This window comes from Aquipseudomonas guryensis (assembly GCF_014164785.1).
In the GTDB taxonomy this organism is placed as follows: domain Bacteria; phylum Pseudomonadota; class Gammaproteobacteria; order Pseudomonadales; family Pseudomonadaceae; genus Aquipseudomonas; species Aquipseudomonas guryensis.
In genome coordinates, this window is sequence record NZ_JACJFN010000001.1 from 761,089 (window position 1) to 772,673 (window position 11,585).

The window sequence follows — 11,585 nt, forward strand, 5'->3', positions numbered from 1 at the left end:
TACAGCACCCCGAACGAGCGTGATACCGAGTTACTTGCTGCCATCCGGCACAAACACGTAGCCCACGCCCCACACCGTCTGGATATAGCGCGGCTTGGACGGGTCCGGCTCGATCAGCCGGCGCAGACGGGAGATCTGCACATCGATGGATCGTTCCAGGGCGTCCCACTCGCGGCCACGGGCCAGGTTCATCAGCTTGTCGCGGGTCAGCGGCTCGCGGGCATGCTGGACCAGGGCCTTGAGGACGGCGAACTCGCCGGTGGTGAGCATGTGTACTTCTTCACCCTTCTTCAGCTCGCGGGTAGCCAGGGACAGCTCGTACTCGCCAAAGCTGACGCTCTCGTCCTCGCTGCCCGGCGCACCCGGCACCACCGGCGTCTGGCGGCGCAGCACGGCCTTGATCCGCGCCAGCAGCTCGCGCGGGTTGAACGGCTTGGCCAGGTAGTCGTCGGCACCCTGCTCCAGGCCCTGGATGCGGCTGGTCTCGTCGCCCTTGGCGGTGAGCATGATGATCGGCAGCTGGTTGTTCGCCGCGCGCAGGCGGCCGCAGGCGGACAGGCCGTCCTCACCCGGCAGCATGAGGTCGAGCACCAGCAGCTGGAACAGCTCGCGGGCCAGCAGGCGGTCCATCTGCTCGACGTTCTCCACCGCACGCACGCGGTAACCCTGCTCGCTGAGGAAACGCTCCAACAGGCGGCGCAGGCCGGGGTCATCGTCGACAATGAGGATCTTCTCGCCTTCCACTACAGGTGTGCTGCTCATGATTTCTCCCATTCGAAGTGCCGGCATTATTGCCCAGCACCGATGATTGGCGGCTGCCCCCATTGTTAGCAGATTTTTCCCCGAACGGTTCCCAATGCCGCAAGGACCGGTGTTTATAATGCGGCGCTTTCGTGCCGGGCAGCCTCAGGGCGGCCGGCTGGTGTTCTCCGTCAGGTGTTTTAAATGGACAGTATCAACACTCGCATCGCCGCAGAACTGGGCGTGCGCCCACAACAGGTCGCCGCCGCCGTGGCCCTGCTCGATGAAGGCTCCACCGTGCCATTCATCGCCCGCTACCGTAAGGAAGTCACCGGCAGCCTGGACGATACCCAGCTGCGCAACCTGGAAGAACGCCTGCGTTACCTGCGCGAACTGGACGAGCGCCGCGCCGCGATCCTCGCCAGCATCGAGGAACAGGGCAAACTGACCCCCGAGCTGAGCCGCGAGATCAACCTGGCCGAAACCAAGACGCGCCTCGAAGACCTCTACCTGCCGTACAAGCAGAAGCGCCGCACCAAGGGCCAGATCGCCCTGGAAGCCGGCCTCGGCGAGTTGGCCGACGGCCTGTTCAACGACCCGACGCTGAATCCGGAAGACCAGGCCGCGCGCTTCGTCGATGCCGATAAAGGCTTCGCCGACGTCAAGGCCGTGCTCGAAGGCGCCAAGTACATCCTCATGGAGCGCTTCGCCGAAGATGCCACCTTGCTCGAGCGCCTGCGCAGCTTCCTCAAGGACAACGCCACCCTCAGCGCCCGCGTGGTTGCTGGCAAGGAGGCCGAGGGTGCCAAGTTCAGCGACTACTTCGAGCACGACGAAGCCTTCAAGGGCGTACCCTCGCACCGCGCCCTGGCGATCTTCCGTGGGCGCAACGAAGGCATCCTCGGCGCCAGCCTCAAGGTCGGTGACGAAGCGCCAGGCACTATGCACCCGTGCGAGCTGATGATCGGCGAGCGCTTCGGCATCGACAACCGTGGCCGCGCTGCCGACAAGTGGCTGGGCGAGGTGGTGCGCTGGACCTGGAAGGTCAAGCTCTACACCCACCTGGAAACCGACCTGTTCAGCGAGCTGCGCGAGAAGGCCGAAGACGAGGCGATCAACGTCTTCGCCCGCAACCTGCATGACTTGCTGCTGGCCGCCCCGGCGGGCCCACGCGCCACGCTGGCACTCGACCCGGGCCTGCGTACCGGCTGCAAGGTGGCCGTGGTCGATGCCACCGGCAAGGTGCTGGAAACCGCCACCGTCTACCCGCACGCGCCGCGCAACGACTGGGACGGCACCCTGGCGATCCTCGCCAAGCTATGCGCCAAGCACGCGGTGGATCTGATCTCGATCGGCAACGGCACCGCCAGCCGCGAGACCGACAAGCTGGCCGCCGACCTGATCAAGAAACTGCCGGGCCTCAAGCTGACCAAAGTCATGGTCAGCGAAGCCGGCGCTTCGGTGTACTCAGCCTCCGAGCTGGCCGCCAAGGAATTCCCCGACCTCGACGTGTCGCTGCGCGGCGCCGTTTCCATCGCCCGCCGCCTGCAGGACCCGTTGGCCGAGCTGGTGAAGATCGACCCGAAATCCATCGGTGTCGGCCAGTACCAGCACGACGTGTCGCAGCTCAAGCTGGCGCGTTCGCTGGACGCGGTGGTCGAGGACTGCGTGAACGCCGTCGGCGTCGATGTGAACACCGCCTCCGTCGCCCTGCTGGCGCGCATTTCCGGACTCAACACGACCCTGGCGCAGAATATCGTCAGCCACCGCGACGCCAACGGTGCATTCAAGACCCGCGCCGAGTTGAAGAAGGTGCCGCGCCTCGGCGAGAAGACCTTCGAGCAGGCCGCCGGCTTCCTCCGTGTGATGAACGGCGACAACCCGCTGGACGCCTCCGCCGTGCACCCGGAGACCTATCCGCTGGTGCAGCGCATTGCCCAGGGCACCGAACGCGATATCCGTTCGCTGCTCGGCGACTCGGCCTTCCTGCGCCGCCTCGACCCGGCCAAGTTCACCGACGAACAGTTCGGCCTGCCGACCGTCACCGACATCCTCAAGGAACTCGACAAACCCGGCCGCGACCCGCGCCCGGAGTTCAAGACCGCCGAGTTCCAGGACGGCGTGGAAACCCTCAAGGACCTGCAGCCAGGCATGGTGCTGGAAGGCGTGGTAACCAACGTCACCAACTTCGGCGCCTTCGTCGACATCGGCGTACACCAGGACGGCCTGGTGCACATCTCGGCGTTGTCGGAGAAGTTCGTCAAGGACCCGTATGAGGTGGTCAAGGCCGGCGACATCGTCAAGGTCAAGGTCATGGAAGTGGACATCCCACGCAACCGCGTCGGCCTGTCCATGCGCATGAGCGACACCCCTGGCGAGAAGGTCGACGGCCCACGTGGCGGCAACCGCGGCAATGGCGGGCAGAACCGCGGCGGCGCCCAACCGCGCAGCGAGCGCCACTCCAGCCAGGACAAGCCGGCCCCGGCCAATGCCGGCATGGCCGCGCTGTTCGCCAACGCCAAGCAATTGAAGAAGTAAGCCATGACTACTCCCTCACCCGTTGGCCAGGACAGCAACTTCAGCAAACTGCTGGGCATCCACATCGACAAGGCCGAGAACGGCGAAGCCCAGGCGCGCATGAGCATGCAGGAGCATCTGCTCAACCTGCACGGGCGCATGCACGGCGGCGCGCTTTTCTCGCTGATCGACACCACCCTCGGCCAGGCCAGCCACAGCCTGTTTGGCGGCGCGGCCGGCAGCATGACCCTGGAGTGCAAGGTCAACTACATCCGTGCGGTCGAGCAGGGAGAGATCCTCTGCACCGCCCGCGTGCTGAATGCCGGGCGCAAGGTGCATGTGCTGGAGGCCAAGGTGGAGCAAGCTGGCAAGCTGATCGCCACGGCCCAGGCCACCTTTATCTGCAAGTAGCGCCCCGTAGCCCCTCCCCCACTTGTGGGAGAGGGGCAAAAGCAACCGGTGCCTGCAACCGCCTGCATGAGATTCAGGAAGTCGCCGGCAGACCACCCGGCGCCTCTCTCAGGATTGCACCGAGCCCCCGCTCGGCGCATCCTGCCCTTTTCCGGTCAGGCCTCCAGGCCGGTCCGTCCATTCCGACTTGTAAGCGACGTTTCCACCCCCATATAAGGGCGACCGTCGAGTGAAGGAATAACCATCTTGAGCGAGCTTTTCTCCCGCCGCCTGGCGTTGCTCGGCGATGCTGCCGCCCTGCCCCTGCTGACCCAGAACCTGCACGGTATCGAGCGCGAATGCCTGCGCGTGAATGCCGACGGCAGCCTGGCGCAGACTGAACACCCGCGCGCCCTGGGCTCGGCGCTGACTCACCCGCAGATCACCACCGACTATTCCGAAGCGCTGCTGGAGTTCATCACTCCGGCCGAAGCGAACCCGGCAGATACTCTTGCCGATCTCGAGCGCATCCACCGCTTCGCCAGCAGCCAGCTGGACGGCGAGTACCTGTGGAGCCCGTCGATGCCCGGCCTGCTGCCGGACGAGGCGGATATCCCGATCGCCCGCTACGGCAGCTCGAATATCGGCCGCCTCAAGTACGTCTACCGCCAGGGCCTGGCCCTGCGCTACGGCAAGACCATGCAGTGCATCGCCGGCATCCACTACAACTTCAGCCTGGCCGAAGGCCTGTGGCCGCTGTTGCAGCAGCTGGATGGCGACACCCAGAGCGCCCGCGATTACCAGTCGGCCAGCTACATCGCACTGATCCGCAACTTCCGTCGCTACAGCTGGCTGCTGATGTACCTGTTCGGCGCCTCGCCGGCGCTCGACGCCAGCTTCCTGCGCGGCCGCCCGCACCAGCTGCAACAGCTCGACGCCGACACCCTGTTCCTGCCGTATGCCACCAGCCTGCGCATGAGCGACCTGGGCTACCAGAGCAACGCCCAGGCCGGCCTGACGCCCTGCTACAACGACCTGGCCAGCTACACCGAGAGCCTGCGTTCGGCAGTAGCCACGCCCTACCCGGCCTATGCCGCGATCGGCACCAAGAACGCCGCCGGCGAATGGTTGCAGCTCAACAGCAACATCATCCAGATCGAGAACGAGTACTACTCGAGCATTCGCCCCAAGCGCGTCACCTATTCCGGCGAGCGGCCGATCCAGGCGCTGATGGCCCGTGGCGTGCAGTACGTGGAAGTGCGTTGCCTGGACATCAACCCCTACCTGCCGCTGGGTATCGACCTGGATCAGGCACGCTTCCTCGACGCCTTCATCCTGTTCTGCGCCCTGGAGGACAGCCCGCTGCTGGCCAGCGGCGTGTGCCGCGCCAGCACCGAGAACTTCCTCATGACGGTCAAGGAAGGCCGCCGCCCGGGCCTGCAGCTGCAGCGTGAGGGGCAGCCGGTGGAACTGCTGACCTGGGCCGCCGAGCTGCTCGAACGCTTCAAGCCGATCGCCGAACTGCTCGACCGCGCCTATGGCGACGACGCCTACCAGACCGCCCTGCACCTGCAGCAGCGCAAGGTCGACGAGCCGGCGCAAACGCCGTCGGCGCGGGTTCTGGCCGAGCTGCGCGAGACCGGCGAGAGCTTCCGTGCCATGGCCCTGCGCCATAGCAAGGAACATGCGGCGAATTTCCGCGCGCAGCCGCTGAGCGCCGAGGAACAGGCGAGCTTTGCCGCTATGGCACAGCAGTCGCTGGCCGAGCAGGCCGAACTGGAAAGTGCCGAGCCGGGCGACTTCGACACCTTCGTCGCCGCCTACCAGGCCAGCATTCTCGGTATTGGCGTTTGAAATCAGCGACCTAGGGGGCGGACGGCGGCCATTAAGGGCAGCCCGTCACAAATCCGCCAGCTCGACCGTTCGGCCCTGACCAATGGCAGGCGGTCGTCCGCGGCGACGGCTACCCTGTGGGGGATATCCGCATTGGCCACCCCCGATGACGCCCGCCGACGACAGCACTGACGAAGATCGCCACTGGAGCTTGGAAAGCCTCAACAAGGCCTACCAGCAAGGCTACATGGCCGGTCTCACCGGCCAGCCGCAGCACCAGCAGCCCTACCCCGCCGAGGTTCAGGCCGCGGCCTGGGAAGCCGGCTGGGACGACGGCAACGAGCAGTTCAAACAGCATCAGCGCCGCAGCGCCTGAACCATCGAACGCATAAAAAAGGGCCGCAGTAGCGACCCTTTTGCATTGCACGCGCTATCTAGAGAGCCTTTTCGAAGATCTTCGAATTGCGCTGGTAGTTGTACAGCGAGGCGCGCGCGGCGGGCAGACGCTCGACGCTGCTTGGCTCGAAGCCGCGCTCCTGGAACCAGTGGGCGGTGCGCGTGGTGAGCACGATCAGGGTCTTCAAGCCCTGCGCGCGGGCGCGTTCCTCGATGCGTTCGAGCAGTTCGTCACCGCGACCGCCATGCCGGTAGTCCGGGTTCACCGCCAGGCAGGCCAGCTCCCCGCAGTCGGAGTCGGCGATCTGGTACAGCGCCGCGCAGGCGATGATCAGGCCGTCGCGCTCGACGATGCTGAACTGTTCGATCTCGCGCTCCAGCACCTCGCGTGAACGGCGCACCAGGATGCCCTGGTCCTCCAGCGGGGTAATCAGGTCGATCAGCCCGCCGACATCCTCGATGGTCGCCTCGCGCAGCGATTCGAACTGTTCCTGGTCGACCAGGGTGCCGCCACCGTCACGGGTGAACAGCTCTGTGAGCAGCGACCCATCTTCCGTGTAGCTGACGATATGGCTGCGCTTGACCCCGCCCCGGCAGGCCTGGGCGGCGGCATCCAGCAACTCGGCCTGGTAGCAGGCACCGAGCCGCGCCAGATGTGCCGGCACCTGCTGCGGACGCAGCTCGCGCACCAGCTTGCCGGCTTCGTCGAGCAGGCCGCGCTCGGCGCTGAACAGCAGCAGCTTGTCGGCCTGCAGGTCAATGGCGGCGCGGGTAGCAACGTCCTCGCAGGCCAGGTTGAAGATCTCCCCGGTGGGCGAGTAGCCGAGCGACGACAGCAGCACGATGCTGCGCTCGTCGAGCAGGCGACCGATGCCCTTGCGGTCGACCCGACGGACTTCGCCGGTGTGGTGGTAGTCGACGCCATCGAGCACGCCGATCGGCCGCGCGGTGACGAAGTTGCCGCCGGTCACGCGCAGGCGCGAGCCCTGCATCGGCGAGGCCGCAATATCCATCGACAGGCGCGCCTCGATGGCGATGCGCAGCTGGCCGACGGCATCGATCACGCACTCCAGGGTCGGTCCGTCGGTGATGCGCAGGTTGTTGTAGTAGCGCGGGGTCAGCCCACGCTCGGCCAGGCGCGTCTCGATTTGCGGGCGCGAACCGTGTACCAGCACCAGGCGCACACCAAGGCTGTGCAGCAGCACCAGGTCGTGGACGATATTGCCGAAATTCGGGTGTTCGACGCCTTCGCCGGGCAGCATGACCACGAAGGTGCAGTCCCGATGGGCGTTGATATAGGGCGTAGCGTGGCGCAGCCAGTTGACGTAGTCGTGCATGAAAAAGCCTGTCGAACGATGGATGGACGAGCGATGGAAAGTCTCCCCGTCGAGGGAAGAGGGAATCGACCTAGCTTCGTCGCAACATCAGGTGCTCCTTCATGGCTCAGGCAGGCTCTTAGAGGCAGTAGTGCTGGATCAGCTGGCGCAGCAGCGTAATCGTGGGCTGGATACGCGCCAGCTCGAGAAACTCGCCCGGCTGGTGGGCGCAGGCGATATCGCCGGGACCGAGGACAATGGTCTCGCAACCGAGCTGCTGAAGATACGGGGCTTCGGTGCCAAATGCCACCGACTGCGCCGCATGCCCGGTCAGCTTCTCCGCTAGGCGCACCAGCTCGCAATCGGCGCTCTGCTCGAAGGGCGGTACGTTGGCGAACAGTGGCGCGAAGTCGATCTTGACCTGATGCCGTTCGGCCAGCGGCTGCAGTTTGCTGCGGATCGCCGCGCGCAACTGCTCGGGGTCCATACCCGGCAGCGGACGCAGGTCAAACTCCAGCGCGCACTGGCCGCAGATGCGGTTGGGGTTGTCGCCGCCATGGATGCAGCCGAGGTTGAGGGTCGGCTGCGGCACGCTGAACTGCGGGTTGTTGAACTCGCACTGCCACTGATTACGCAGGGCACGCAGCTCGCCCATGGCATCCTGCATGGCCTCCAGGGCACTGTGGCCGAGGCTGGGATCGGAGGAATGACCGCTCTGGCCAAGGATGTCGATGCGCTCCATCATCACCCCCTTGTGCAGGCGGATCGGTTTCAAGCCCGTCGGCTCGCCGATCACCGCAGCACGCCCCAGCGGCTTGCCGGCAGCGGCCAGGGCACGGGCGCCGGACATCGAGCTTTCCTCGTCGCAGGTAGCGAGGATCAGCAGCGGCTGCTTGAACGGCTGATCGAGCAGCGTGCGCACCGCCTCGATCGCCAGGGGGAAGAAGCCCTTCATGTCGCACACGCCGAGGCCGATCCAGCGGTCGCCCTGCTCGGTCAGCTTGAGCGGATCGCTCTGCCACAGCGCGGCATCGAACGGCACGGTGTCGCTGTGCCCGGCCAGCACCAGGCCGCCGGGGCCACTGCCGTAGGTAGCCAGCAGGTTGGCCTTGCCCGGCGCGATGTCCTGGATTTCGCAGGCGAAACCGAGGTCGCCGAGCCAGCCGGCCAGCAGATCGATCACCGCCCGATTGGACTGATCCCAGTGCGGCTGGGTGCAACTCACCGACGGCGCAGCAATCAGCGCGGTCAGCTGGTCTTTCAGGTTGGGCAAAGGCATCGGCGGTCTCCATCAGCGTGAAGTCATCATAGAGGCCTGCGGGCGAGAAGATAAACAGTAGCGTCAACGACGCTGTCATGACCTCCTGTCGTGATCCAACGGCCGGGCTGGCCGCCGATCAGCATAGTTATCGATGTTCTGGCATAATCCGCCGCCCCATAACTAACCGGTCACAAAACCGTCATGTTCGATCTATTCAGCGGGCTTGATATCTGGGTCGCCGTGAGCCTGCTTCTGGCCCTGGCCTTCGTCCTGACCTTCGAATTCATCAACGGGTTCCATGACACCGCGAACGCGGTTGCCACGGTGATCTACACCAAGGCCATGCCCCCGCACCTCGCCGTGATCTTCTCCGGCATTTTCAACTTCCTCGGCGTGCTGCTCGGTGGCGTTGGCGTGGCCTACGCCATCGTCCACCTGCTGCCGGTGGAGCTGTTGATCAACTCCAACACCGCCTATGGCCTGGTGATGGTGTTTTCCATGCTCAGTGCGGCGATCGCCTGGAACCTCGGCACCTGGTACTTCGGCATTCCGGCCTCCAGCTCGCACACCCTGATCGGTTCGATCCTCGGTGTCGGCCTGGCTCATGCGCTGATCTCCGACATCGCCCTGAGCGAAGGGGTGAACTGGCAGAAGGCGATCGACATCGGCCTGTCCCTGCTGCTCTCCCCGCTGGCCGGTTTTGCCGTGGCGGGGCTGCTGCTGCTGGCACTCAAGCGCATGTGGGGCGGCTCGAAAATGCATGAGACGCCCGAGACCCGTAAGGAGATCAAGGGCAAGAACAAGCCGCCATTCTGGAACCGCGTGGTGCTGATCGCCTCGGCGATGGGCGTGAGCTTCGTGCACGGCTCCAACGACGGGCAGAAGGGTATCGGCCTGATCATGCTGGTGCTGATCGGTATCGTCCCGGCCAAGTTCGTTCTCGACCTGAACAGCACCACCTACCAGATAGAGCGCACCCGCGACGCCGCCATTCACCTGCAGGAATTCTACGAGCGTAATAACGACTCGCTGAGCGAATACCTGGCGCTGGGCAAGAACGGCACCACCGAGCTGCCGAAGAAATTCCACTGCGATGCCAAGCTCACCGAGCCGACCATTGCGGCACTGCTGAAGACCCTCGAAGGCGTCACCGACTACGAGCAGATGTCCGAAGCGCAGCGCACCCAGGCGCGCCGCTACCTGCTGTGCCTGGATGACACGGCGAAGAAGGTCAGCAAGCTGGACAACCTGCCCAAGCGTGAAGTGGCCGACCTCGCCAAGCTGCGCAAGGACCTGACCGCCACCACCGAATACGCCCCCTTCTGGGTCATCCTCGCGGTCGCCCTGGCGCTCGGTATTGGCACCATGGTCGGCTGGAAGCGCGTAGTGCTGACCGTCGGCGAGAAGATCGGCAAGCAGGGCATGACCTACGCCCAGGGCATGAGTGCGCAGATCACCGCGTCCATCGCCATCGGCCTGGCCAACGTCTACAGCCTGCCGGTGTCGACCACCCACGTACTGTCGTCCGGCGTAGCCGGGACCATGGTCGCCAACAAGAGCGGCCTGCAGTTCAGTACCGTGCGCAATATCCTGACCGCCTGGGTGTTCACTCTGCCGGTCACCATCACGCTGTCTGCCAGCCTGTTCTGGCTGGGCGTGAAATTGTTCGTCTAAGCTGGCAACGGCTCGACACAAAGCCGCCTCAGGGCGGCTTTGTGGCATCAGAACAGTTCTTTTCCTTCTTCCCAAGAGTCGACCATGGTCAAAGAAACCGAAATCAAGCTGCGCGTAAGCCGCGAGACCCTGGCCGCCCTGCGTGATCATCCGCTGCTGAAGAAACGCAACAAGTCCGGCTGGCAGACCTGCGAGCTGTTCAACCAGTACTTCGATACTCCCGAGCGTGACTTGGCCCAAGCCAAGGTCGCCCTGCGCCTGCGCCGTGACGGCGAGCAGTTCATCCAGACCCTGAAGACCCGCGGCCAGAGTGTGGCCGGGCTGTCCGAGCGCAACGAGTGGGACTGGTACCTGAGCAAAGCCAAACTGGACACCAAGAAGCTCAGCGCCGAATGCTGGCCGGCCAGCCTGGCCGAACTGGACAAGAAGCAGCTGAAACCGATTTTCACCACCGACTTCGTCCGGGAAAAAGCCGAGATCGCCTGGGGCCGTGGCAAGGCCAAGGTGGTCATCGAGGCGGCCCTGGACCTGGGCAAGGTCATTGCCGGCGAAGGCGAAGAGGAAATCTGCGAGCTGGAGCTGGAGCTGCGTGAAGGCGATCCGGCCGCCCTGCTGGAGCTGGCCGCCGAGCTGGCCGCCGACTTGCCGCTGATGCCCTGCGACATCAGCAAGGCCGAGCGAGGCTACCGCCTGTTCGACTCGGGCAGCTACAGCCTGAGCCTGCCCGCCCCCGAACTGAGCGCCGAACAGAGCCTGGACGATGCCTTCTGCGCCCTCGCCTGGCACCTGCTCGGCAGCAGCCAGCGCCTGGCCGAGCAGTACCGTTTCAACGGTCACTGGAAATTGCTGGCCCAGTGGCTGGAAAAACTGATCGAGTTGCGCGCCCTGCTTGGCAGCCTCGGCCAGGCCGCCCCGCGTGCCTCCAGCACGACCCTGCGTGAAGCGCTGGATGGGCTGCTCGGCGACTGGCGCCCGCGCCTGCTGGCCGGCCAGCACGATGACAGCCTGCGCAAGAATGCCCCGGCCTTGTTCGCCGCCGAACTGCAAGGCAACCGCTGGGGCCTGTTCTCGCTGAACCTGTCGCGCTGGCTGCTGGCGCGCAGCTGGACGGTCGAGCGCAACAACCGCGGCAATCGCCAGGGTGCGGCGGTGCTGGGCAACTGGCTGCCGACCCTGCTGAAAGAAGAAGGCGCCGCCCTGCAACTCAAGCGCTACCAGCAACAGCCGGAAGACCTCGCCGAACAGCTGCCGCGCATCGAGCGTATCCAGGCCTGGCTGCATTTGGCGCGTCAGGTTCTGGAGGTGGCGGAAGTCGATCGCCTGTACGGCGAGCTGTGCAAGCTGCACGAGCTGGCCCTGCAGCCCATGGATGCCGAGGTGTTGGCCACACGGGTGGCGCAGGCTCATACTGTGGCCACGCTCAAACCCTGGAAGCTGCTGGTGCAATAAGCTGACAG

9 protein-coding genes are annotated in these 11,585 nt (G+C 65.2%); 6 read left to right on the forward strand and 3 right to left on the reverse strand.

The features are described from left to right. Positions 1-30: 30 nt before the first annotated feature. Positions 31-762 (reverse strand): osmolarity response regulator transcription factor OmpR, encoded by a 732-nt coding sequence (gene ompR, locus H3H45_RS03455; RefSeq protein WP_182832340.1) that lies wholly within the window; start codon positions 760-762, stop codon positions 31-33. Positions 763-945: 183 nt separating this feature from the next. Here ompR and H3H45_RS03460 point away from each other — a divergent pair, with 183 nt between their 5' ends. The 4 genes from H3H45_RS03460 to rmf all read left to right on the forward strand — a co-directional run bounded on the left by H3H45_RS03460 (position 946) and on the right by rmf (position 5,857). Next, positions 946-3,279, forward strand: coding sequence for a Tex family protein (locus H3H45_RS03460; RefSeq protein WP_182832341.1), 2,334 nt, complete (start codon positions 946-948; stop codon positions 3,277-3,279). 3 nt (positions 3,280-3,282) lie between these two features. Then, positions 3,283-3,669, forward strand: a complete 387-nt coding sequence (locus H3H45_RS03465; RefSeq protein ID WP_182832342.1) for a PaaI family thioesterase — start codon at positions 3,283-3,285, stop codon at positions 3,667-3,669. A 246-nt stretch (positions 3,670-3,915) separates the two neighbouring features. Continuing rightward, the gene (gene gshA, locus H3H45_RS03470; protein WP_182832343.1) at positions 3,916-5,502 is read left to right on the forward strand and encodes a glutamate--cysteine ligase; all 1,587 of its coding nucleotides are present in this window, start codon (positions 3,916-3,918) and stop codon (positions 5,500-5,502) included. A 145-nt stretch (positions 5,503-5,647) separates the two neighbouring features. Further along, positions 5,648-5,857, forward strand: a complete 210-nt coding sequence (gene rmf / locus H3H45_RS03475) for a ribosome modulation factor (RefSeq protein WP_182832344.1) — start codon at positions 5,648-5,650, stop codon at positions 5,855-5,857. Between the two features lie 58 nt (positions 5,858-5,915). Here the strand turns inward: rmf and argA are convergent, their stop codons facing one another. Together argA and argE are read right to left on the reverse strand one after the other, a co-directional pair. Then, the gene (argA, locus tag H3H45_RS03480) at positions 5,916-7,214 is read right to left on the reverse strand and encodes an amino-acid N-acetyltransferase (RefSeq protein WP_182832345.1); all 1,299 of its coding nucleotides are present in this window, start codon (positions 7,212-7,214) and stop codon (positions 5,916-5,918) included. 118 nt (positions 7,215-7,332) lie between these two features. Further along, complete coding sequence (gene argE / locus H3H45_RS03485; protein ID WP_182832346.1) at positions 7,333-8,472, reverse strand: acetylornithine deacetylase; 1,140 nt, start codon at positions 8,470-8,472, stop codon at positions 7,333-7,335. 183 nt (positions 8,473-8,655) lie between these two features. Here argE and H3H45_RS03490 point away from each other — a divergent pair, with 183 nt between their 5' ends. Next, positions 8,656-10,128 (forward strand): inorganic phosphate transporter, encoded by a 1,473-nt coding sequence (locus tag H3H45_RS03490; protein ID WP_182832347.1) that lies wholly within the window; start codon positions 8,656-8,658, stop codon positions 10,126-10,128. Positions 10,129-10,212: 84 nt separating this feature from the next. Beyond that, positions 10,213-11,577, forward strand: a complete 1,365-nt coding sequence (locus H3H45_RS03495) for a CYTH domain-containing protein (protein WP_182832348.1) — start codon at positions 10,213-10,215, stop codon at positions 11,575-11,577. Positions 11,578-11,585 lie beyond the last annotated feature (8 nt).

Bases quoted from the DNA above. Each gene is read 5' to 3' on its own strand.
- H3H45_RS03465 (WP_182832342.1), top strand. From the start codon at position 3,283: ATGACTACTCCCTCACCCGTTGGCCAGGACAGCAACTTCAGCAAACTG.
- H3H45_RS03495 (WP_182832348.1), top strand. From the start codon at position 10,213: ATGGTCAAAGAAACCGAAATCAAGCTGCGCGTAAGCCGCGAGACCCTG.
- rmf (WP_182832344.1), top strand. From the start codon at position 5,648: ATGACGCCCGCCGACGACAGCACTGACGAAGATCGCCACTGGAGCTTG.
- H3H45_RS03460 (WP_182832341.1), top strand. From the start codon at position 946: ATGGACAGTATCAACACTCGCATCGCCGCAGAACTGGGCGTGCGCCCA.
- argA (WP_182832345.1), bottom strand. From the start codon at position 7,214: ATGCACGACTACGTCAACTGGCTGCGCCACGCTACGCCCTATATCAAC.
- H3H45_RS03490 (WP_182832347.1), top strand. From the start codon at position 8,656: ATGTTCGATCTATTCAGCGGGCTTGATATCTGGGTCGCCGTGAGCCTG.
- ompR (WP_182832340.1), bottom strand. From the start codon at position 762: ATGAGCAGCACACCTGTAGTGGAAGGCGAGAAGATCCTCATTGTCGAC.
- argE (WP_182832346.1), bottom strand. From the start codon at position 8,472: ATGCCTTTGCCCAACCTGAAAGACCAGCTGACCGCGCTGATTGCTGCG.